A 22,042-nucleotide genomic window follows, 5' to 3' on the forward strand; every position below is an offset into this window, starting at 1 on the left:
AATCACCTCAATAAGGATCGACGGCGTCGCGCAATCCGTCGCCGAGCGCATTGAATGCGAAGACGGTGACGAGCACGAAGCCGACGGGGGAGAGAATCCAGGGATAGGAGCCGATCACCGAATAGGTCGCCGTGTCCTGCAGCATCAGCCCCCAGGAGATCAGCGGCGGCTTGACGGCGAAGCCGAGGAAACCGAGGAAGGATTCCAAGAGCACGACGCTCGGTATGTGCAGCGTCACCGCGACGATGACATGGCTCATCACGTTCGGGAAGATATGCTGCATGATGATGCGCGTGTCGGTGGCGCCAACCGCCATTGCCGCCCTGACATAATCGATGCGGGCGAGTGCCAAGGTCTTGCCGCGCACCTCGCGCGACATCTGCGCCCAGCCGAGCGCCGACATCACGGCGATGACGAAGGCAAGGAAGACGTTGGTCGGCGCCGTCACCGGGATCAGCGAGGTCAGCGCCAGATAGAGCGGCAGTTGCGGGAAGGCGAGCACCAGCTCGACGAAACGCTGCAGCCAGACATCGAAGGTGCCGCCGAAATAGCCGGATACCATGCCGACGGTCGTGCCGATGATGGTGACGATGAAGACCACCGTCAGGGCGATCGTCAGCGAGATGCGCGAGCCGATGATGGCGCGAGACAGCACGTCGCGGCCGAACTTGTCGGTGCCGAGGAAATGCACCGGCTGGCCGTCGGTCGAGCCGAAGAAGTGCCGGTTGGCCGGGATCAGGCCGAAAATCCGGTATTCGGCGCCCTTGACGAAGAAACCGAGCAGCCGCGGATTGTCATAGTCGATGCCGACGATAGGCTGGAAGGTGACCGGGTCGAGCTCTTCGGAATCCGACAGCGCATAGACGCGCGGCTGGAAGACGAAATTGCCGTCCTTGTCGTGGAAGCTCATCACCTGCGGCGGCGCGAAGCCGACATCGGTCGCCTTCGGGTCCATCGGCGCAAAGAAATCGGCAAAGATCGCCATGACGAGCAGCAGCACGACGAGCACCAGCCCGGCCATGCCGGTCCAGGAGCGCCTCAGCCGGCGCCAGACAAGGGCGATATAGCTCTCATGCCCACGCGATTGTTTTTTGGTCTCGATGTCGGTTGTCGGCGGCGTTGCAGAAGAGTCGAAAGCCAACATCTCAGGCTCCTCCATATTGGCGGACGCGGGGATCGAGCAAAGCGAGCAGCATGTCGGCGATGATGTTGCCGACGATCAGCGTCGCCGACAGCACCATCATGAAGGTGGCGGTGACATAGACGTCGCCGACCGCCATTGAGCCGACGATCGCCGGGCCGACGGTCGGCAATGCGAAAATGATCGCGGTTTCGATCTCGCCGGTCAGCATGTAGGGCAACACGACGCCCTGGTACATCACCAACGGGTGCAGCGCATTCGGCACCGCATGGCGCATCACCACCGCTGCCCCGGAAAGCCCCTTGGCCTTGGCCGTCTCGACATATTGGGCATTCAGCGTATCGAGCAGATTGCCGCGCATGACGCGCATATTGTAGGCGAGCCCGCCGAAGGTGGCGATCGCCACGACCGGCCAGACATGGTGCACCAGATCGACGAATTTCGCCCAGGACCAGGGCGCCCCGCCATATTGCGGCGAGAAGAAGCTGCCGATCTCGGAGACGTTAAGCTGGAAGACCAGGAGATAGACGATGATCAGCGCCATCAGGAAGCGCGGCACCGTCATGCCGAGGAAGGAAATCCCCGATAGCAGGCTGTCGATCCAGCTATATTGGCGCGTCGCCGCCCAGATGCCGAAGCCGATGCCAAGCACCGAGGCGAAGAGATGGCAGACGAGCGCCAGAAGCAATGTCCGCGGCAGGCGTTCACCGACGACATCGGCCACGGGCTTGTTGTAGAACATGCTGTAGCCGAAATCGCCGCGCGTCACGATCCCGCCGATCCAGTTGACGTATTGGACGACCAGCGGCTTGTCGAGGCCGTGTTCGACCCGGTAGAGCTGCGCCTGCGCTTCGGCCTGGGCATAGGACGCGCCGCCCTGGTTGATCAGCTGGGAGCGGATGTAATCGGCGTAGTCGCCGGGCGGGGCCTGGATGATCGCGAAAGTCACCACGCTCAGGATGAAGAGAATGGGGATCGCAGAGGCTATGCGCACGAGCAGGAATCGTAACATCGAACGGTTCGCTTCTCCTTGCCGCCAGTCGCTCCTTGTCAGCGCGGCCGGCTTGTTGGTTTTGCCCGGCCGCGCGCTGCACGCGCGGCCGGAAGCTCACTTCGGGCTGGGAGGGAGCTCTAGTTTATGGGACCCTTTTCGCCGGGTTTGCCGGGCAGCTGTTCGGGGAACAGCTCGTATTTGCCCTGCTTGTCGGCGGCCACCCACAGGCGTTCGCGGATCACCGAATCTTCAGCCCAGTTGAACATCATGATCGGCGTACCCTGTGGCACGTTGGAGAACCGCTTGTTGACGATCAGCGCGCCGGGATATTCCGTCAGGCCCACAGTGTTGACGTGCTCCGTCGAGATCTTCTGATACTGCTTCATCAGATCGACGCGCTCGTCGTTGTTCTGGCTCGTCCTGAACTTGTTGACGACGTCGACAAGCTCCTTTTCGAAGGGCATCAGATCGAGCTGATCATCCTTGCCGGCGCGATGGTGCCAGCTGGTGCGCGGGCCGACAGGGGCAAGCTGTTCGGTATTCTGCACCACCGACGACAGTTCCGTCGTGTTGCGCTGGATCAGCCAGTCGAAGCGGCCGGCATAATGGGCGTCGTCACGCTTTGCGCCGTCGAGCGAATTGATGACGATCTTCAGCCCAAGTTTCTCCATCTGGCCGACGACACCTTCGGCAAGGCTCTTGTCGGTCGTGTACTGATTGTTGATCAGCATGACGATTTCGACATCCTTGCCGCCGAGCGTCCCGGCCGGGAAGTTCACGATGCCGTTGCCGTCGGTGTCCTTAAGACCGGCTTTGGCGAGTTCCGCCTTGGCGCCCTCAAGATCAAAGGGGTAGTAGACGGTCGAGTTGCGGTCGTAGAAGCTGGTGCCGGAGGAGAGCCCACCGGGATAGATCGCGGTGAACGGTCCCTTGACCAGCGAGTCGCCGATTGCCTTGCGGTCGAGCGCCATGGTGACGGCCTTGCGGAAGTCCTCGTTGCGGTTCAGCTCGCGGATCGCCTCACCGCGCTCGTCCGGGCTGCCCCAGCCGTTGGCGGAGAAGTTCATGCGGAGATTGTAGCCGATCAGGCGCGGGCCGAAGGCAAGGCGGGCGGGCGCCGTTTCTTCCGCGGCACGCTTCAGCGAGGCGACGAAGTTTTCCGGCTGCTCGAGGTTCGAGAAATCGGCGGATCCTGCCACGGCCTGAACGTCACGGTCGGCCCAGGTCGAGAGCTTGTAGTGCAGCTCATTCAGATAGGGGAGCTGATCGCCCTTCTCGTCGACCTTCCAGTAGTAGGGGTTGCGGCGCATGACGATGATGTCGTCCGGGCGATATTCGACCGGTACCCAGGCGCCCATGACCGGCATGTTCATGAACTCGGGCGGGAAGGCGTTCTTGAACTGGTCGTAGGTGTTCTTCGAATATTTCGGATGCTTCGCCTTCAGGATGTGCGACGGACCCGGGCAGAAATTCGGGTAGGACATCGTGTAGAGATATTGCTTCGGGAAAGCTTCCTTGAAGGTCCATTCGACGGTGTAATCGTCGACCTTCTTCAGCGTCGTCCCGGCGCCGAAGGCTTCCGGCGAGGCGCCGCCGCCGAGCGGCGAGACGTTCGGGTCGACGACTTCATCGTCCCAGTAGAACATGATGTCGTCGGCATTGAACGGCGCGCCGTCCGACCATTTGGCGCCTTCGATCAGGTGCATGGTCAGCTTATGGCCGTCTTGCGACCAATCCCAGCTCTTGGCGAGGTTCGGCAACGGCTCGGTGTCTGAGGCCTGCACCTGGAACAGCGGCGCGGTGCGCGTCAGGCATTCGGAAAGGCCGATATCGATGCCACCCCAGCCCTGCGTCTGGCCGGCGCCATAGTTCCAGCCTTCCGGCCGGCCGCCGATGACGTGGCGCATCGTATCGCCGTAGACACCGATGCCGTCTGGCATATTGCCGGTCTTGAAGACCATAGGCTCCTTCGGCAGGCGATCCTTGACCGGCGGCAGCTTGCCGGTGGCGACGAAATTCTTCGTGACCCAGTCGGGCTCGTGATATTCGGGCAGCGCCTTGAACTCCAGGATGGAGTCGCGCGCCACATAGTTGATCTTGCCTTCGGCCGGAAAGTCCGCCGGTGCAGGTGGGATGGTTGGCTCGGAGGCATATGCATTCAGCGCCGCGGCTGAGACGCTGAGCGCCAGTCCGGCCAGGATGCCTGCGTTACGGAAATTCATCATCGTTTCTCCCTCTTGTTCCGGAGCGCGATCACGCGGCTCCTTTTTCCTCGAACGACATGAAAGCGGGCCTGACGCCATGGATTTCCCTCCCGGAAACCCATGACGACCCATCCTTCAAGAAAATCAGACGGCCTGTTTCAGCGCCGCCTTTTCCGCGCGCAGCTCCTCGATTGAGCGAACGTTGCGGCGTGCGGCCCCCGCCCAGTCGCGGGTCTGCACCTTCGATTTCGACAGCCGCTCCTTGGCGGCCGGCACGGCATGCGCATATTGCGGCAGCCAGCGCGCCTGGGCAACGACCATTTCATCGACCATCTGCCAGACCTCTTCCGGCGTCGAGACGGCGCCGACCAGCGGATCGTGCAGCACGGCAAGCTTCAAGAGGTCGATGTCGCCCGATATCGCCGCATGCACCGACATGCGCTGAACGTTGATCGAGGCGATGCAGGTGGCCGCGCAGGCTTCCGGCAGGGTGACGCCGGAAACCATGTTGATGCCGAATCGGTCGACGAAGCCTGGCGATTCGATGATCGCATCGGACGGCAGGTTGGTGATGACACCATTGTTCTTGACGTTGAAATGGCCGCGATAGACCCGGTTTGTTTCCAGCGCCTCGAGGATATGGCTCGCGTGTTCGTTCGAGCGCTTGGCGGGATCGATCGGCTTTGCGGCGGATTCCAGGAATTGCGGATATTCCGTCTCGAACCAGTTGCGCGTTTCGGTGGAATGGCGGAGATAGCCGCCGGTCTCGCCGTGGATCCAGTCGGACATGTCGATCCAGCGGGTGATTTCGTCCGGCCGCTTGCGATACCAGGGCAGGTATTCCGAGAGATGGCCGTTGCTTTCGGTGGAATAGACGCCGAAACGCTTCAGCACGTCGATGCGCAATTTCTCCTGCTGCGAATAGACCGGATGCGCCTCGAAGGCGGCAATGAGCTCGTCCTTGCCGATCCTGCGGCCGTTGAGGCGCAGGTCGATGAACCAGGTCTGGTGGTTGATACCGGAGCAGATATAGTCGAGCTCGCTCAGCGACTTCGCGCCGAGCACTTCGGCGATCTGTTCGGCGCCATGCTGGACACCGTGGCAGAGACCGACGGTATCGACCTTGCCATATTCGATCGCCGCCCAGGTGTTCATCGCCATCGGGTTGGCATAGTTCAGGAATTTCGCGCCGGGCTCGGCGACCTCGCGGATATCCTTGCAGAAGTCGAGGATGACCGGGATGTTGCGTTGGCCATAGAGGATGCCGCCGGCGCAGATCGTATCGCCGACACACTGGTCGATGCCGTATTTCAGCGGAATGCGGATATCATCGGCATAGGCCTCGAGCCCACCGACCCGGACGCAGCTGATGATATAACGCGCGCCTTCCAGCGCCTGGCGCCGGTTGGTGGTCGCCGTCACCTTCGTCGGCAGCCCGTTCGCCTCGACGACGCGGTCGAGGATCGCCTTGATCATTTCGAGATTGTGTTCGCTGAGATCGGTCAGCGCGAATTCGACGTCGCGAAACTCGGGAACGCACAATATATCGGTAAACAGCTTCTTGGTGAAACCGACGCTGCCCGCACCGATGATAGCGATTTTGAAACTCATGATCTTCACCTCGACCCAATCGAATGCTAAGGAAAAGAAGGCCATGGAGGATCAGGCCGCATGCTGACGCATGTGGCTGAAAACACCGTAAAATCTGCCTTTTTCCTCCCGGCCGCTCTATCGGCCGTGGTCTCTTCCTCTTGTCGGCCGGGATTATGCCCGAAATCGGCAGGGCGACCAGAGAAGGATTATGCTTTCAGGGGTAAATTTGTGCTGCAGGATTTGATCGCCAACGGACAGTCGATGAGGACGGTTTCGCTGCCCCGCGGCCGCCAGCGATTGCACGCCATGCCGACCAGCGCCGGCTACGAAGTGCGCGAGAACGAGAGCTATGACTGGGACGGCCGCCGGCGCGGCCAGACTCCCTTCACCGTGCTGCAGCACACGATCAGCGGCAGCGGCCAGCTGCGCTACCAGCACCGCAACTATCGCCTTCAGGGCGGCGACACGCTGCTCGTTCTGGTGCCGCACAATCATCGCTACTGGCTGGAGAAGGGCGATCGCTGGGAATATTTCTGGATCTCGATGAATGGCGAGGAAACGCTGCGCATCCACCAGATGGTGCTTTCCACCGCCGGCCCGGTGCTGAAGCTGCAGCCCTCGACCATCGACCATCTCGCCGATTGCAGCCTGCGCCTCGTCAAGGGCGCGACGTCGCCGGGTGCTGCCTCGGCGATTGCCTATGAAGCGGCGATGGCGCTTTACGACGATGTCTTCGGCTCGCCGGCCTTTGCCGCCGAGCTCAGCTTCATGCAGCCGGTGATCGACCATATCAACGCCAATCTCGAAAAGGCGCTACCGGTCAGCGAGCTTGCCAGCATCGTCGGCCTCAGCCGCGCGCATTTCTCGCGCAGCTTTGCCGAGAGCGAGGGCATGCCGCCGGCCGAATTCGTGCTGCAGCAGCGCCTGCAGCGCGCCGTCAAGCTTCTGACCAAGGCCGACTTCCTGCCGGTCAAGGAAGTCGCCATCATGTGCGGCTTCGAGGACCCCAACTATTTCTCCAAGGTCTTCCGCCGCGTCTACGGCACCAATCCCACCGAATTCCGCACGACGGGCATGTATGCCAGCATCGGAAAATTGAGATAGCCGGCCGCCTGGCAACCCAGAACCTTCAGGCCCGCACCTCGAACACCATGTTGAACGGCGTTTCCGTGGCGCGGCGGAAATGCGTGAATCCGGCGTCGAGCGCGACCTTTCGAAGCTTCATTTCTCCCGCCTGTGCGCCGAGCCCAAGCCCCACCTCCTGGGAGAGTGACGCCGGCGTGCAGATCATCGTCGATGCTCCGTAATAGACGCGGCCGACCGGGTTGAGATTGTCCTTGAGATGGTCATGGGCAAAGGGCTCGACGATGAGCCACGTGCCGTTCGGCCCCAGCGTTTCCTTGACATGCCGGCCGGCGCCGACCGGATCGCCCATGTCGTGAAGGCAGTCGAACATGGCGACCATGTCATAGCCGCGCCCCGGAAATTCCGCCGCCGAGCCCTGCTCGAAGGTCACACGGTCCGAGACACCCGCATCCTTCGCGGCGGCCTTTGCCCTTTCGATGGACGGGCCGTGATAGTCGAAGCCGGTAAAGCGGGAGGCGGGATAGGCCTGCGCCATCAGGATGGTCGATGCCCCATGACCGCAGCCGACATCGGCGACACTGGCGCCGGCCTTGAGCTTTGCCTCGACCCCGGCAAGAGCCGGAATCCATTCGGCTACGAGATGGCTGTTGTAGCCCGGGCGAAAGAACCGTTCGGTGCCTCGGAAAAGGCAGGTGCTGTGCTCATGCCAGCCGAGACCCTTGCCGGTACGGAAAGCATCGGCGACCTTTGACTCGTCCATCCACATGGATTGCACGACCTCGAAGGCGCCGACGAAAAAGGCCGGGCTGTTTTCCTCGGCAAACACCATCGCCTGTTCCGGCGTCAGGCTGAAACGATCGGTCTTTTCATCGTAAGCGACATAATCGGCAGCCGCCTGGGCGCTCAGCCATTCCCTGAGATAACGCTCCTTTATCCCCGTTTTCGCGGCAAGGTCCTGGACGCTCATCGGCGTTCCGTCGGCCATCGCCTTATAGATTCCGACCTGGTCGCCAAGCACGACCAAGGCACCTGACATGGCGGCGCCGACGTCCCCAACAAGACGACCGACAAGCGCATCGAGTTTTTGCATATCTGGCTCACGCATTGTTACCTCCCGGGTGCGTGATAAAGGTAATCTAAATTAGACTTTAATAATATTCAGTCAATCAACCTGGTCGTTCGATAGATGAGCGTGGAGTATTAAAGGCCGAAAGAATGGAATAGGCGTGCCCATTCCAGGGCTCACAACATGCTGTGCCGTCATGCACCCGCTCTCATCATCGCTTGTATCGAGATTACGTTTTTAATATAATCTCCCCGAGGCAGAATCACACTTTTGATGCAAGGTTATTGTTTTGTGTCTATCTTCCGCTCAATGCCGCGCCGCTCGTGCCCTTTTGGCTTGGTCTCAGGACGATCTCTCGTCGGCCTCAAAAGTCGCCAAAGCGACGATTGCTAATTTCGAGGCCGGGAAGCGCTCTCCCTACGAACGAACCCTTCAGGATATGAAACACGCCCTGGAAGGCGCAGGTGTTGCTTTCATCCCCGAAAATGGCGGGGGTGCAGGTGTTCGCCTTGCAAAACGCGCCGATGCGTCGATCGACACGAATGAGACCGAGACGGTTCAATATGAAGAATATCTCAAAAACGACGCACCGCCCGGTGCAGGTGGCTGAATGATGGCAAAGAAAGAAAAGCTCGAACACTCCGAACTGGCAGGAGAATTCACCGATGACGGGATCACCGTGCTCGTCGATATCTTCCGTACATCGGGCAGCAATGAAGACTGGACGATGGAGGTGGTCACGCAGGCGGAAGATCTGATCCGCTGGGACGAGCCATTTGCGACTGACCGGGATGCCTTCGACGAATTCCTGGCCATCGTCGCGCGGGACGGCATCCGATCGTTTCTCGAAGATGAAGAACCATCCGTGCATTGAGGAATATTTGTGAAAAGCATCAATGATCTGGTCGCATCAGCGAAAACCGTCTGCGATCGATACCGGGCCGGGCGGATGGAGCGCGAGACCGTGCGGGAATGGGTTCTCGGACTTGGCGCCTATCCGCCGCCGCATGGTGACCGCGTGCGCGAAGCGGCCGAATGGTTCCGGCTGCACAATCGCGAGCCTGTTTCCGAAGACATCGTGCTGGTGGACATCGACCGACTTGCAGCGATTGCGGCGCCGTGATCCCGGGCGCTGGCGCTGTTTTGCGGTTGCCTCGCCGCCTCGATCCGGACTGGCGCAATTACGCCGTTACTAGGCGGCGTAGGACCAATGACGATCACGCGCCTTATGCATAATACCCTCATCGCAGCTTCCATGCGGAGCGGTCGGGGGGGGCGCTGCTTCGGCAAATGTGACACCCCTTACGAGGCTGACATGGCTCCTGCATCTCACGCGCGAAGCGTACGTCAAGCGCGGCTAGGTCATTTTAATTCGTGCGATAAATAGAAGGAACAGCACGTGGCAGCATTTCCGGAAAAGGCAAAGGTCGTCATCATCGGGCTCGGCGGTATCGTCGGTGCCTCCATCGCGCATCATCTCGTCGAGCGGGGATGGGACGATATCGTCGGCATCGATAAGTCGGGCATCCCGACAGATATCGGCTCGACAGCCCATGCCTCGGACTTCTGTTACACCACGAGCCACGACTATCTGTCGGTCTGGACCACGCAATATTCGATCGATTTCTACGAGAAGATGGGCCATTACGCCCGCATTGGCGGCCTCGAAGTGGCGCGCACCGGCGACGATACCTGGATGGAGGAAATCAAGCGCAAGCTTTCCTCGGCACGCGCTTTCGGCACCCGCGCTCATTATGTCAGCCCTTCCGAGATCAAGGAGAAGTTCCCGCTGATCGAGGAAGATCAGGTGATGGGCGGCCTTTACGATCCGGATGCCGGCCTCGTCATTCCGCGCTCGCAGACCGTTGCCGGCAAGCTGGTCGATGCCGCCGAAAAGGCCGGCAAGCTTAAGGTGTTCGGCAATACGCCGGCGAAGTCGCTGATCGTCGAAGGCGGCCGCATCAAGGGCGTCGTCACCCATCGCGGCACTGTTATGGCCGACCACGTCATCGTCTGTGCCGGCCTCTGGGGGCGCCTGATCGCGGAGATGGTCGGCGAAGACCTGCCGGTCATGCCGGTCGATCACCCGCTCACCTTCTTCGGCCCGTACAATGAATTCGAAGGCACCGGCAAGGAAATCGGCTTCCCGCTGCTGCGCGACCAGGGCAACTCCGCCTATATGCGCGATACCGGCGACCCGGCGACGACGGAGGGCGGCCAGATCGAGTGGGGCTATTACGAAGCCACCAATCCGCGCATGTGCCATCCGCGCGATATTCTCGAAAAACACGAAGCGCGCCTTTCGCCCTCGCAGCGTGACCTCGAGATGGAACAGATCATCGAGCCGCTCGAGCGCGCCATGGAACTGACGCCGATCCTTGGCGAACTCGGTTATAACGAGGGTCACTCCTTCAACGGCCTGTTGCAGGTTTCCGCCGGCGGCGGCGCATCCTGCGGCGAGAGCCAGAAGGTGCGCGGCCTCTGGTATTGCGTTGCCATCTGGGTCAAGGACGGCCCGGGCTATGGCAAGCTGATCGCCGACTGGATGACCGATGGCCGTACCGAGATCGATCACAACAGCATCGACTACGCCCGCTTCTATCCGCATCAGCTGACGGAAGAGTTCATCGAGGGCCGCTGCTATGAAGCCGCCCAGAAGATCTATTTCCCGGCTGTTCACACCCGCGAACCCTATGCATCCGGCCGCGACGCCAAGCGCTCGCCCTTCTACGAGCGCGAAAAGGAGCTCGGCGGCTACTTCATGGAACTTGGCGGCTGGGAGCGTGCGCATGGCTACGCCGCCAACGAGCACCTTCTGGAGAAATACGCCGACCGCGTCCCGGTCCGCGAGAATGAATGGGACAGCCGCCATTTCTGGCGCGTTTCGAATGCCGAGCATCTGGCGATGAGCGAGGATTGCGGCATCGTCAACCTCAGCCACTTCCACATGGTCGATATCGAGGGACCTGACCATGTCGAACTGATGGAATGGCTGTGCGCCGCCAAGGTCGGTGGCGATGCGAACATCGGCAAGGGCGTTTACACCCACTTCCTCGACGACGAAGGCATGGTCCGCGCCGACTTCACCGTCTTCCGCATGGCCGACCGGTGCCGTCTCGTCAACGGCGCCGATGCCGGTCCGCGCGACCTGCACTATATGAAGCGCGTCGCCGAAGACCGCGGCCTTGACGTGACCATCACCGACGTCTCGGAAAAATTCGTGACGATCGGCATCTGGGGTCCGAACGCACGCGACACTCTGAAGAAGGCCGTGGCCGATCCGGCCGGCCTCGATCAGGAAAACTTCGCCTTTGCGGCGATCAAGCCGATCGAAATCGCCGGTAAGCCAATCACCGCCTTCCGCATCTCCTATGTCGGCGAGCAGGGCTGGGAACTGCACATGAAGTACGAAGACGGCCTCGCCGTCTGGGATGCGCTGCGCTCGACCGGTGTGATGGCCTTCGGCGTCGAAACCTATGCAAACTCGCGCCGCATGGAAAAGAGCCTGCGCCTGCAGAACGCCGACCTCTTGACCCAGTACAACCTGATCGAAGCCGATCTCGCCCGTCCGAAGGTCAAGGAAGCCGATTTCCGCGGCAAGGCAAAACATCTGGAATACAAGGCGCGCGAGCACCAGCCGGCCATGCTCTGCACCCTTGTTATGACCGAGAATACCGACAAGTCAGGCGTGAAGCGTTATCCCGTCGGCAGCATGCCGGTTGTCGATCCCGCCACGGGAGAGGTTCTGGTCGACGAGCTTGGCCGTCGGTCGTACACGACCTCGGTCGCCTACGGCCCGACGGTCGGAAAGAACATTGCTTTGGCCTATCTACCCTGGTCGCATTGCCAGGTCGGACGCAGGCTGAATGTCGAGTATTTTGCCGAGACTTATCCGGTGGAGGTTGTCGGCGTCGGGTACAAGCCGATCTATGACCCAGAAAATCTGAAGCCGCGCACCTAAGCGCATCGGCCCCGCAAATCGGAATCGATTTTCGGAAAGCACGTGCGAGGATTGAAAGTGTTACAGCGCCGCGTGTCTTAAAAGACGCGCGGCGCTGTAAGCGCTCCAGCACTTGTGACGCCGCAAGGATGGGACACCACAGACATGAGGTTGATCGTCAGCGCCACGCTGAACGGCGGCTCGGATGGTCGCTGGTGACCCAGATCCGTCAACTGTCCGCTTCCGACGCTCTGGGTGCTGGCGCTATTTTACGGTTGCCTCGCAGTCGGATTGGAAGTCAGGATGCGGCGAAGCCATCATTAGAATTCAAGAGTGAGGCATGATGTCGTCCGAAAACCGCTCACACTTTTCAGCATCATGCTCTGGCGAGTGGACAGTCAATGCTTGATAATCCCACATGGTCCGGAGTGCTTGCCGATCCTGTCGTCCAGGCCGGGACGTTGGCCGTGGTCGGTGCGATCATCACGCGCATAGCGCTTCGGCCCTTCCCGAGCTGGAAGCTCGCCGGCCAGGTGTTTTTCTTCGCGGCGCTCACCGTCCTGCTGCTTTATCACGACATCGTGCCCTACGAAGTCGGGCCGACGACGGCTTCGACCTTCGAACGCGTCTTCATCGCCCTTGCCAAGGTGGTCTGGTGGATCAATGCCGCCTGGGCGCTGATCGCCTTCGTCCGCGTCTTCCTGATCTTCGAGCGCCAACCGCGCGAAGGTCGTCTCGTTCAGGATCTGGTCATCGGCCTGATCTATCTCGGCGCGATACTCTCGGTGGTCGCTTATGTCTTCAGCTTTCCCGTCGGCACGCTGATCGCCACCTCGGGTGTCTTTGCCATCATCCTCGGCCTTGCGATGCAGAGCACCCTGAGCGACGTCTTTTCCGGCATCGCGCTCAATCTCGGCCGGCCCTATACGATCGGCGACTGGATCGTGCTGAATGACGGCGTCGAGGGTCGTGTCGTCGAAACCAACTGGCGCTCCACCCATCTGTTGAACGGCTCGAACGACCTCGTCGTCCTGCCCAACAGCTTTCTGGCCAAAGTCGGCCTGACCAATCTCAGCAGCCCCGACCGCAGTCACGGCGCCTCACTGACGGTCCGGGTCGTGCCGACGATCGGGCCGTCGGCGATCATCGAGGTCATGCGCGCCGTGCTTTTGAGCAGCGGCTCGATCCTGACTGAGCCGAAACCCGGCGTGCAGATCAAATCGCTGACATCAGATGCAGTGGAGCTGGAGCTCTCCTTCCGCGTCAGGGATATCGGCCAGACGGGGCCGGCGAAGAACGAGATTTTCGATCTCATCTACCGCCATATCAAGGCCGCCGGCCTCACCTTGGCACGGCCGCTCGACGCCGCCGGCCCACCGCCCGAGCAGTTGCAGTCGGAAGAGGTGGTGAAGCCGCACCGGCCGACGCCGCTCAAGCTTCTCGACGCCATCCCGTTGTTTTCCTCGTTGACCGAGGACGAGAAGGAAACGATCGCAGCCTCGATGACCAGGCGAACCTACAAGAAGGATTCCATTCTTATCGAGCAGGGCGATACGGTCGCATCGCTGATGATCGTGCGCAGCGGCGCCCTGGTCGCCACGCGTCAGGAAGGCCATAAGGAAATCGAACTCGGCCGGCTGGCGCCGGGCGATTATTTCGGTGAGAGCGGACTGTTGATCGGGGTCGGCGAGGCCGCCAGCCTGCGTGCCCTGACCTTCGTCGTCGTCTACGAGATCGCCCAGGCAAGCCTGACGCCGCTGCTGCACGACCGGCCCGGCATCGCCGAAGAGCTTGCCGCTACCCTCTTACACCGTATCGAGACCGGCCAGCATTCCTTCGCGGCCGAAGGCGCCACGTTGCACGGCCGCTCGGTGAGCTCGCTGGTGACGCGTATCCGCCACCTGTTCCAGGTGCCGCAATAGGCTCCGCGCTGCTATCTGCTGTCGCCGTTTCCAGCCTCGACGGCCTCATCTGGCGCGCGGCTCGGAATGAACCGCTTCGAGATCAGCCAGCAGCCGAGCGCCCAGAGCGCGCCGGCGCACCATCCGGCGAAGACGTCCGTGGGGTAATGAACGCCGAGATAGATCCGGCTCAAACCGACGACGACGGCAAGGAAGACGCCGGCACCCATGACGAAGATCCGCGTCGACGGATAACGCTGCGTTCGCGCCACGAGCGCGCCTAGCGTCAGATAGGTCACCGCCGAGACCATCGCATGTCCGCTGGGAAAGCTGAGATCGCTCACTTCGACCAGATGCGGCACGATATCGGGACGCGGCCGGGCGACGAGAATCTTCAGCGTCGCGCTCGCCAGCCAGCCGGTCAGCACCGAGGAAACGACGAAGATGGCGATCGGCCAGCGCCGGTCGAACAGAAGATAGATGGTGATCAGTGCCGTCAGCAGCGAGAGGACGGTAATGCCGCCGAGGGCGGTGATATCGTCGACGGCATGCGTCAGCCAGTCGGGGCCGATCGGCACGGCAAGATCATCCGCGCGTCTCAACGCCAGCAGGATCACCTCGTCGAAGCGAAAGGTCTCGCCTTCCAGGACTTCGCTGGTCAGCCGCTGGAGCACGAACAGCCCGCCGGCGATCGATGCGAGCGTAATCAGCGTCAGCGGTTCATAGGCGGTAAGCCTTGTCAGAAAACCTCGTCGTTGAACCTCGGTCATGCCTGCCGTCGAGCTCCCTTTAATCGTGCCGGTCCTCGCCAAATCGGCAATGTGAAGCGAGGTTTCAAGACCTTGCGGGATTCAAGGACATTCCCGAGGGCGGCCGTAACCTGATCTGGACACGCTTGGTAGCAAAAGCTCAACCTTCTTTTGCTATCGCTGGAGACGATTGCGGTGGAGGTGATTTCGGCGATGAAAATTCCGACAGTGATGGTTCTGATGGCAGCCCTCCTGCAGCCGGTCTCAGCCTTCGGCGAGACCGAATGGATCGGTGGCGCGAGACAATGGTCGGTCGGTTTCGCCAATGAGAGCCCGCATCCCTATTGCCGCCTGCTGTGGGACAGCGAAATCGGCAAGACCATGGAATTCCGCCAGAGCGCGACCGAGACGTTCTGGCTGGTCGCAAAGACCACATGGGACATTCCGGCCGGCACCAAGACCGAGGTGACGCTGACCGACCGCATGGCGACGAAGGTAATCGCTGCCGATTTCTTCGACAAGAACACGCTTCGCCTCTGGGGTCCGGCCAGCAAGGGGAGCGCCGGACTGAAGAAGATCATCAAGAATTCCTTTGCCGGAATGCCTGACGTGCAGATCACCTTTGCCGGTGACGAAGGCGACTGGACGCTGCCGCTCTCGCGGGTGGAGCAGCTCTACCCGACCTTCGTCCAGTGCCTCAAACGTCTCGAGGCCGGCGAAAAACCAAAGCAGAATTCCGAGACCCAGCCGTTCTGAGGCCGATTATAGCGGCGGCGCAGTCTCGCGGATCAGGCTGCGGACAGCCTCGATATCGCCGTTGAGCGGCCGCTCGTCGCCGTAATGGGAAACATGTTTCCGCACGGCTTTATAGACAAGGTCCGTGCCTGCCGCCCGCGCCGCCGTCGCCGCCAGGAAATCATGCGCCTGTGCCGCCGCCATCAATTCGATCGCCAGGATATATTCGGCGTTGTCGATGACGGTGAGCAGCTTGCCGGCCGCGGCCGTCGGGTGCGCGAGAAAATCCTCCTGCAGGCCCGAGGTCAGCCCGCCGTCCATGGCCGCGGGTGCGGCAAGGCGGCGGTTCTCGTTGCTGAGTGCGGCAGCGGTATATTGGGCGATCATGAACCCGGAATGGCTGCCGGCATCGCTGGCGAGGAAGGGCGGCAGGCCGCTCACCAGCGGATTTACCAGCCGGTCCATGCGCCGTTCGCTGATCGCGCCGATCTGCGCGAGCGCAATCGCCAGGCTATCTGCCGCCTGCCCGAGCGCCGGGGCAACCGCATGGGCCTCGGAGGAGACGATCGGTTGTTCCGGCGTGCCTGAGACAGCCGGATTGTCCGTCACCGAAGCAAGCTCCTGATTGACGACGCGGGCGGAATTGTCGAAGACATCGCGGGCGGCGCCATGCGCATGCGGCACCGAACGAAGGCTGAGCGCATCCTGCGTGCGCCGGCCGAAGGCGGCGGCGACAAGGCCGCTGCCCTGAAGCCGCGCACGCAGCGTCGCGCCCACTTTCTCGATTCCCGCCGATGGGCGCAGCGCCAGCACGGTCGCGTCGAAGGCGGCGATCTGGCAGCCCGCCGCTTCCAGCGTCAGTGCTGCGATCGCATCGGCCCAATCGAGCAGCCGCTCGGCGCGCGAAAGCGCGACAGTGGTCAGGCCCGTGGCGCAGGCCGTGCCGTTGACCAAGCTCAAGCCCTCCTTGGCGCCGAGCACCAGTGGTTCGAGGTCGATCGCGGCAAGCGCCTCGCGACCGCTCATGCGCCGGCCGCCCAGGTGGGCGCTGCCTTCGCCGATCAGAACGAGCGCTATATGGGCGTTGTGGACGAGATAGCCGGCAGAGCCCTTGGACGGCACATCGGGAATGCAATCATGCTCCAGCATGGCCGCAAGATGCTCGACGATCTGGCGCCGCACGCCGGAATGACCATGGGCGAAATTGGCAATTTGTGCTGCGATGATAGCGCGCACCTCGCGGGCAGCCAGCAATGGCCCGACGCCGCAGGCATGGCTGAGCACGATGCTGCGCGACAACAGGCTCTGCGAGGCGCGATCGACCACCGTATCGGCCAGCGCCCCGACGCCGGTATTGACGCCGTAGGCGCGCACTCCCGTCTCGACGATGCGCGCGACGATGCGGCTTGCCTGCTCGACGCGCGCTGAGGCGGCGGGCGACAGCGCAAGCGCTTCCCCTGCCCCGACGCGCGCGACATCGCGCCAAGTCAGTACGGACTGGATCGTGATTGTCATTGACCGCTTCCGAAATGGCCGATGAACTGGCGGAAAGCGGGGGTCGCGCCGCCGGTGAACATCTCGTCCGGCTTGCCGCTGCTTTCGATCAGGCCTTCGCGCATGAAGACGACGCGGTTCGAGACGTTGCGGGCAAAGCTCATTTCATGGGTGACAACGAGCATGGTCATGCCTTCCTCGGCAAGCGCGCGCATGACGCGCAGCACCTCGCCGACAAGCTCCGGATCGAGCGCCGAAGTCGGCTCGTCGAACAGCATCACCTTCGGTTTCATCGCCAGCGCCCGGGCGATTGCGGCGCGCTGCTGCTGGCCGCCGGAGAGATGGGCCGGATAGGCATGGCGCTTATCGGCGATGCCGACCTTTTCGAGCAGCGCTTCGGCCTCGGCGATACAGTCGGCGCGCGGCCGCTTCAGCACATGGATCGGCCCCTCGATGACGTTCTGCAGGATCGTCATGTGGGACCAGAGATTGAAGGACTGGAACACCATGCCGAGTTCGGAGCGGATATGGTCCACCTGCTTCTGGCTGGCCGGCTTGCTCCGCCCGTTCTTGTGCACCATGCGGATCTCCTCGCCGTCGACCCAGATCTCGCCGTCGCTGGCGGTTTCGAGCATGTTGATGCAGCGCAGAAAGGTCGACTTGCCGGAGCCGGAGGCGCCGAGCAGCGAAATCACATCGCCGTCTTCCGCATCGAGGGAAATTCCGCGCAAGACCTCGTGCGTACCGAAGCTCTTGCGGATATTGCGGACCGATAGTCGGGTTACGCCTGGCATGGGTGCTCCAATCGGGTCAAAAGCCGCTCACGCCTTCAGCGCTTGCGGGGCCGCGCGGCGGTGTCGGGAGAGCGAATATTCGAGCAGAGCCATGCCCTGCAGGATGATGAAGTTCAGAATGAGATAGATGATCGCCGCACAGAGAAAGACTTCCATCGTACGGTAGGTTTGCGAGATCAGCCGCTGGGCGACGCCGGTGACTTCCCAGACGGTGACGAGGCTTGCGAGCGCCGTCGACTTCATCATCAGCACGATCTCGGTGGAATAGGCCGGCAGTGCGTGGCGGAAGGCGATTGGCGCGAGGATCCGGCGGACCAGCAGGAAGCCGGACATGCCGATCGAGCGCGCCGCCTCGATCTCCTTCGGCGAGACGGCGCGAATGCCGCCGCGAAAGATCTCCGCCGTATAGCCGGCCGTGCAGAGCGCCAGCGACAGCACGGCGCAGACCATCGGCTCGCGCAGGAACGGCCAGAGGAAGGAATAGCGGATGAAGCCGAACTGGCCGAGGCCGTAGAACACCAGGAACATCTGGATCAGCAGCGGCGAGCCGCGGAAGATGAAGATGTAACCCTTTGCGAAGCTCGTAAGCACCGGGTTACCGCTGGTCCGCATCCAGACGATGACGAGTGCCAGCAGGCCACCTGTGATGATCGACAGCGAAAACAGGATGAGCGTAGTCGGTACGGCCTTGAGCAAGGTGACCATGGTCGAGGCGATGAAGGTGAAATCCATTGTCGCCTCCTTACGCCTGGCCCATGGCGGATGCCGGCATGCTGCGGTTGGCGCGGCGCTCCGCCCCGTTGAAGATGCGGTCCGAAAGGCTGGTCAGGAGCAGATAGAGGCAACCGCCGGCGATGAAGAACAGGAAATATTGCCGGGTCGAGCCTGCCGCAACCTGGCTGGTGCGCATCAGCTCGGCAAGCCCGGTGACGGAGATCAGCGCCGAATCCTTGAGACTGAGCTGCCACACGTTACCGAGGCCGGGAATGGCGAGGCGAAACACCTGCGGCATGATGATGCGGCGAAGACGCATGCCACGATGCATGCCGATCGCCGAGGCGGCTTCGAGCTCGCCCTTGGAAATGGCGAGAAAAGCGCCGCGGAACACCTCCGCCTGATAGGCGCCGGAGATGATGCCGACGGCAAGCGCGCCGGCGATGAAGGAGGGCAAGCCGAGGAAACCCTCGTAACCCATCGCCTGGCCGATCGCGGTGACGGCCGAGGAGCCACCGAAATAGATGAGATAGATGATCAGCAGTTCGGGCACGCCGCGAAACACGGTCGTATAGACATTGCCGAGCGCGACGAGGATAAGATTGCCGGAGAGTTTCGCCGCCGCGACAATCGCGCCGAGTACCGCGCCGATCGCCAGCGCCGTTGCCGTGACGGCCAGCGTCATCAAGGCGGCGGCAATGAGCAGCGCGCCCCATCCGGTCGAGCCGAAGCCGAGCAGTTCCAAGCTTGCCATATCGTCCGTTCCCCGTCCGTGGCAGTGTTTTGCGGATTGACACCAGAGCATGATGCCGAAAAGTGTGAGCGGTTTTCGGACGACATCATGCTCTAACTCTTTTATTTAGAACAGGATTCAGATTTTAGGCCGGCCCGGCCTAAAATCATCCTGTTCGAGCATGCTGTCTCCGGCGATAAAGCCGGAGACAGGTGTTTGCGGCCGAAAGGCCGAAACGCTTATTCCTGCGGGCTGACGTCGACCTTGAACCACTTCATCGACAGGTTCTTGACCGTGCCGTCGGCAAGCGTCGACTTGATCGCCTCGTTGAACTTGTCGCGCAGATCCGTATCGGCCTTGCGGATGCCGAGACCTTCGCCCTCGCCCCAGATCGAGCCGACGATCTCCGGGCCGGTGAAGTCGAGCGTGTCGTTGGCAGCCTTAAACGCGTTGGCGAAATAGACGGCGTCATCGAAGCCGAGGTCGATACGGCCGTTCTGCAGGTCGAGGTCGCGGTCGGCGCCGGTCTTGTATTCGCGGATCTCGGCAATGTCGCCGAAATTGTCATAGACGAATTTGGCATAGACGGTTGCCGCCTGGATGCCGATCGTCTTGCCCTTGAAGACTTCCTTCAGCGCGTCGATCTCCTTCACGCCGGTCTGGCCGGGTGTCATCTTGATCGTGGCGCCGGTGCCGGCGGCCTTTGCCAGCGGGCTATCCTTGGCGGTGGCAAACGCTGCAGGGGTGGCGGCGTAAGGAATGGTGAAACCAATCACCTGCTTGCGCTCCTCTGTGATCGACAGCGCATCCATGATGACGTCGAACTTGCCGGCGTTGAGCGCCGGGATCATGCCGTCCCAATCGGAGGCAACGAGCGTGCATTCGATCTTGGCGCGCTCGCACAGCACCTTGGCGAGTTCCGGTTCGAAGCCGCCGAGCGTGCCGTCGGCATTGGTGAGGTTCCAAGGCGCGTAGGCGCCTTCGAGGGTAATCGTCGCCTTCGTCCAGTCTTTGGAAAAGGCAGGCGCGGCAAAGGCGGAAAAAGCCGCCACACCGCAAAACAGGATTGCGCTGAATTTCATTTGTGAATTCTCCTCTGGAGTTGAAACAGACCTTGCGGCACCACGGCCGATCTTCGCCGGCTTGCCCTTTCCCGTCCTATTTCTGTTTCAAGGACCGATTGGGAGGTTGTATATGGTACCATATGAGATATTTTGTGATATGCAAGAGGGAAAGTCGAATTATGTGGCGAATTCCCTTCGTGCAAAAGGAATAGGCAATGAAACGTCCCGGCGAGATGAAGCGCGAATTGGCGGAAAATGACAGCACCCCGCTCTATGCCGGCGTCAAGCAGGTGATCCTCGACCGCATCCAGAGCGGCGAGTGGCCGCCGAAATACCGCGTGCCCTCGGAAAACGAGCTGGTCGTCGAACTCGGCGTCAGCAAGATGACCGCCAACCGGGCACTGCGCGAACTTGCCAATGAGGGCGAGCTCATCCGCATCCAGGGCGTCGGCTCCTTCGTCGCCGAGCGCAAGGGCTATTCGGCGCTGTTCGAAGTGCGCAACATCGCCGAGGAAATCGCCGAACGCGGCCATGTCCACGAGGCCTCCGTCGTCGTTCTCGCCCAGGAAACCGCCTCTCCCGAGGTTGCCGACGCGCTCGAACTGCCGATTGGCGCTGCGGTTTTCCACTCGCTGATCGTCCACAGCGAAAACGGCGTTCCCGTGCAGATCGAGGACCGCTTCGTCCATCCGGAGGCTGCCCCGGAATATCTCGCTCAGGATTTTTCGACGCTGACGCCGAACGCCTATCTGACGGCCGCGGCCCCGCTCAGCGGCTCCGAGCATGTCGTCGAGGCGGCGATGCCGCAGGCCTGGGAATGCAAGCTCTTGACCATCATGAAGACCGAACCGTGCCTGACGATCCGCCGGCGCACATGGTCGGCAAAACAGGTGGTCTCAACCGCCCGTCTCGTCTATCCCGGCCACCGCTATCGGCTCGAAGCGCGCAGTGGCAAGATGTTCGAGGAATGAAAACACTGCCCGTGTTGTATATGGAACATGGGCAGCTATTAGGATGCCGGCGTGAAACGTGCCACCAGCGCGTGACGATCGCCCGGATAGGTGAAGCGCACATGCGTCACTGGGCCGGCATTGCTCCAGGTGCGGCGTTCTACCACGAGGCAGGCGGTATTGCGTGGTATATCGAGAGCCGCGGCCAGCTCGGCACCAGCTGAGACGGCATGGATCCGGTGTTCGGCCGTGCTCCACGGCACTTGGTTGAGCAGCCAGGGGCCGGGCGCCATCGTCAGGAAATCGGCATCGGCGGCTTCAGGTACCGTCGCAAGACTGATCAGCCGCTCCTCCAGGCAAAAGGGCCGCGCGCCGGCATTGTGGATGCAGACGACCTCGACGACCGAGGACGCCACAGGCAGTTCCAGACGGCGGCTGTCGTCCGCCTTGGCCTTGCGGCTCACCTTCTTCGAAACCGCATAGGAATAAGGCAGGTTCAGCGACTGCACCTCAGCCTTGATGTCGTGGATTTCGAGAATGGCCGATTGTGCCTGCGGCTGGGTGACGAAGCTGCCGGACTTCTTGCGGCGCTCGATGAGGCCGGCCTTGGCGAGCTGGGTCAGCACCTTGTTCACCGTCATGCGCGAGCAGTCATACTGCGTGGCGAGATCGACCTCGAAGGGAATGCGGTGCCCCGGCGGCCATACGCCCGAGACGATATGGCCCTCGATGTCGCTCAGGATGCGCTGATGCAAGGTCGGATCCCTGCTTTGGTCCATTGCCACGCTCCGGTTGGTCTCCCGCTCTAGCGCATCGGCCCGAAAATCGAAATCGATTCTCGGAAGCACGATGCGTCGATTCAAAGTGTTACAGCGTCCTTTGCG

At 61.7% G+C, this 22,042-nt stretch carries 20 protein-coding genes and 1 pseudogene; 9 read left to right on the forward strand and 12 right to left on the reverse strand.

Going from position 1 to position 22,042, the window contains the following annotated elements:
* Nucleotides 1-7: 7 nt before the first annotated feature.
* From G9X67_RS03550 to G9X67_RS03565, 4 genes are all read right to left on the reverse strand, one after another.
* Nucleotides 8-1,144: an ABC transporter permease gene (locus tag G9X67_RS03550; RefSeq protein WP_171598089.1), complete on the reverse strand. Its 1,137-nt coding sequence runs from the start codon at nucleotides 1,142-1,144 to the stop codon at nucleotides 8-10.
* Nucleotide 1,145: 1 nt separating this feature from the next.
* On the reverse strand, nucleotides 1,146-2,153 hold the full coding sequence (locus G9X67_RS03555; protein ID WP_026188757.1) for an ABC transporter permease: 1,008 nt from the start codon (nucleotides 2,151-2,153) through the stop codon (nucleotides 1,146-1,148).
* Between the two features lie 119 nt (nucleotides 2,154-2,272).
* The gene (locus G9X67_RS03560; RefSeq protein ID WP_171598090.1) at nucleotides 2,273-4,360 is read right to left on the reverse strand and encodes an ABC transporter substrate-binding protein; all 2,088 of its coding nucleotides are present in this window, start codon (nucleotides 4,358-4,360) and stop codon (nucleotides 2,273-2,275) included.
* A gap of 123 nt (nucleotides 4,361-4,483) precedes the next feature.
* The gene (locus tag G9X67_RS03565) at nucleotides 4,484-5,950 is read right to left on the reverse strand and encodes an alpha-glucosidase/alpha-galactosidase (protein ID WP_065284163.1); all 1,467 of its coding nucleotides are present in this window, start codon (nucleotides 5,948-5,950) and stop codon (nucleotides 4,484-4,486) included.
* Between the two features lie 60 nt (nucleotides 5,951-6,010).
* Here G9X67_RS03565 and G9X67_RS03570 point away from each other — a divergent pair, with 60 nt between their 5' ends.
* Entirely contained in the window at nucleotides 6,011-7,036 is a 1,026-nt protein-coding gene (locus G9X67_RS03570) for an AraC family transcriptional regulator (protein ID WP_171598091.1), read from the forward strand.
* Nucleotides 7,037-7,061: 25 nt separating this feature from the next.
* Here the strand turns inward: G9X67_RS03570 and G9X67_RS03575 are convergent, their stop codons facing one another.
* Entirely contained in the window at nucleotides 7,062-8,123 is a 1,062-nt protein-coding gene (locus G9X67_RS03575) for a class I SAM-dependent methyltransferase (RefSeq protein WP_171598092.1), read from the reverse strand.
* Between the two features lie 250 nt (nucleotides 8,124-8,373).
* Here G9X67_RS03575 and G9X67_RS03580 point away from each other — a divergent pair, with 250 nt between their 5' ends.
* The 6 genes and pseudogenes from G9X67_RS03580 (at nucleotide 8,374) to G9X67_RS03605 (ending at nucleotide 13,946) form a co-directional block, all read left to right on the forward strand.
* Nucleotides 8,374-8,694 (forward strand): helix-turn-helix transcriptional regulator, encoded by a 321-nt coding sequence (locus tag G9X67_RS03580; RefSeq protein WP_171598093.1) that lies wholly within the window; start codon nucleotides 8,374-8,376, stop codon nucleotides 8,692-8,694.
* 3 nt (nucleotides 8,695-8,697) lie between these two features.
* Nucleotides 8,698-8,958, forward strand: a complete 261-nt coding sequence (locus G9X67_RS03585) for a hypothetical protein (protein WP_171598094.1) — start codon at nucleotides 8,698-8,700, stop codon at nucleotides 8,956-8,958.
* 9 nt (nucleotides 8,959-8,967) lie between these two features.
* A complete protein-coding gene (locus G9X67_RS03590; RefSeq protein ID WP_017957896.1) occupies nucleotides 8,968-9,207 on the forward strand; it encodes a hypothetical protein in 240 nt (79 codons plus the stop codon).
* 51 nt (nucleotides 9,208-9,258) lie between these two features.
* Nucleotides 9,259-9,354, forward strand: a pseudogene (locus tag G9X67_RS34830) (bifunctional methylenetetrahydrofolate dehydrogenase/methenyltetrahydrofolate cyclohydrolase); the annotation flags it as partial.
* 129 nt (nucleotides 9,355-9,483) lie between these two features.
* Nucleotides 9,484-12,045, forward strand: a complete 2,562-nt coding sequence (locus G9X67_RS03600) for an FAD-dependent oxidoreductase (protein ID WP_171598095.1) — start codon at nucleotides 9,484-9,486, stop codon at nucleotides 12,043-12,045.
* A 380-nt stretch (nucleotides 12,046-12,425) separates the two neighbouring features.
* A complete protein-coding gene (locus tag G9X67_RS03605) occupies nucleotides 12,426-13,946 on the forward strand; it encodes a mechanosensitive ion channel family protein (protein ID WP_171598096.1) in 1,521 nt (506 codons plus the stop codon).
* 11 nt (nucleotides 13,947-13,957) lie between these two features.
* Here G9X67_RS03605 and G9X67_RS03610 read toward each other — a convergent pair whose 3' ends face one another.
* Nucleotides 13,958-14,695: a phosphatase PAP2 family protein gene (locus G9X67_RS03610; protein ID WP_171598097.1), complete on the reverse strand. Its 738-nt coding sequence runs from the start codon at nucleotides 14,693-14,695 to the stop codon at nucleotides 13,958-13,960.
* Nucleotides 14,696-14,887: 192 nt separating this feature from the next.
* Between G9X67_RS03610 and G9X67_RS03615 the strand changes: the two genes are divergently transcribed.
* The gene (locus G9X67_RS03615) at nucleotides 14,888-15,430 is read left to right on the forward strand and encodes a hypothetical protein (RefSeq protein ID WP_171598098.1); all 543 of its coding nucleotides are present in this window, start codon (nucleotides 14,888-14,890) and stop codon (nucleotides 15,428-15,430) included.
* 6 nt (nucleotides 15,431-15,436) lie between these two features.
* Here G9X67_RS03615 and hutH read toward each other — a convergent pair whose 3' ends face one another.
* The 5 genes from hutH to G9X67_RS03640 all read right to left on the reverse strand — a co-directional run bounded on the left by hutH (nucleotide 15,437) and on the right by G9X67_RS03640 (nucleotide 20,226).
* Complete coding sequence (gene hutH, locus G9X67_RS03620) at nucleotides 15,437-16,924, reverse strand: histidine ammonia-lyase (protein WP_171598099.1); 1,488 nt, start codon at nucleotides 16,922-16,924, stop codon at nucleotides 15,437-15,439.
* Complete coding sequence (locus G9X67_RS03625; protein ID WP_027687824.1) at nucleotides 16,921-17,697, reverse strand: ATP-binding cassette domain-containing protein; 777 nt, start codon at nucleotides 17,695-17,697, stop codon at nucleotides 16,921-16,923. The genes hutH and G9X67_RS03625 overlap by 4 nt, the downstream gene beginning before the upstream one ends.
* 27 nt (nucleotides 17,698-17,724) lie before the next feature.
* Nucleotides 17,725-18,429 (reverse strand): ABC transporter permease subunit, encoded by a 705-nt coding sequence (locus G9X67_RS03630; RefSeq protein ID WP_171598100.1) that lies wholly within the window; start codon nucleotides 18,427-18,429, stop codon nucleotides 17,725-17,727.
* 10 nt (nucleotides 18,430-18,439) lie between these two features.
* Nucleotides 18,440-19,165 (reverse strand): ABC transporter permease subunit, encoded by a 726-nt coding sequence (locus G9X67_RS03635; RefSeq protein ID WP_171598101.1) that lies wholly within the window; start codon nucleotides 19,163-19,165, stop codon nucleotides 18,440-18,442.
* A 218-nt stretch (nucleotides 19,166-19,383) separates the two neighbouring features.
* Nucleotides 19,384-20,226 carry a transporter substrate-binding domain-containing protein gene (locus G9X67_RS03640; RefSeq protein ID WP_171598102.1) on the reverse strand — a complete coding sequence of 281 codons (843 nt, stop codon included), beginning with the start codon at nucleotides 20,224-20,226 and terminating at the stop codon, nucleotides 19,384-19,386.
* Nucleotides 20,227-20,423: 197 nt separating this feature from the next.
* On the opposite strand from G9X67_RS03640, the gene hutC (G9X67_RS03645) reads away from it, so the two are divergent.
* Nucleotides 20,424-21,179: a histidine utilization repressor gene (gene hutC / locus G9X67_RS03645; RefSeq protein ID WP_171598103.1), complete on the forward strand. Its 756-nt coding sequence runs from the start codon at nucleotides 20,424-20,426 to the stop codon at nucleotides 21,177-21,179.
* Nucleotides 21,180-21,217: 38 nt separating this feature from the next.
* On the opposite strand, the gene hutC (G9X67_RS03650) is transcribed toward hutC (G9X67_RS03645), so the two are convergent.
* The gene (gene hutC / locus G9X67_RS03650; RefSeq protein WP_171598104.1) at nucleotides 21,218-21,937 is read right to left on the reverse strand and encodes a histidine utilization repressor; all 720 of its coding nucleotides are present in this window, start codon (nucleotides 21,935-21,937) and stop codon (nucleotides 21,218-21,220) included.
* Nucleotides 21,938-22,042: the final 105 nt, after the last annotated feature.

The organism is Rhizobium sp. WYCCWR 11152 (assembly GCF_013087615.1).
GTDB classification, from domain to species: Bacteria; Pseudomonadota; Alphaproteobacteria; order Rhizobiales; family Rhizobiaceae; genus Rhizobium; species Rhizobium indicum.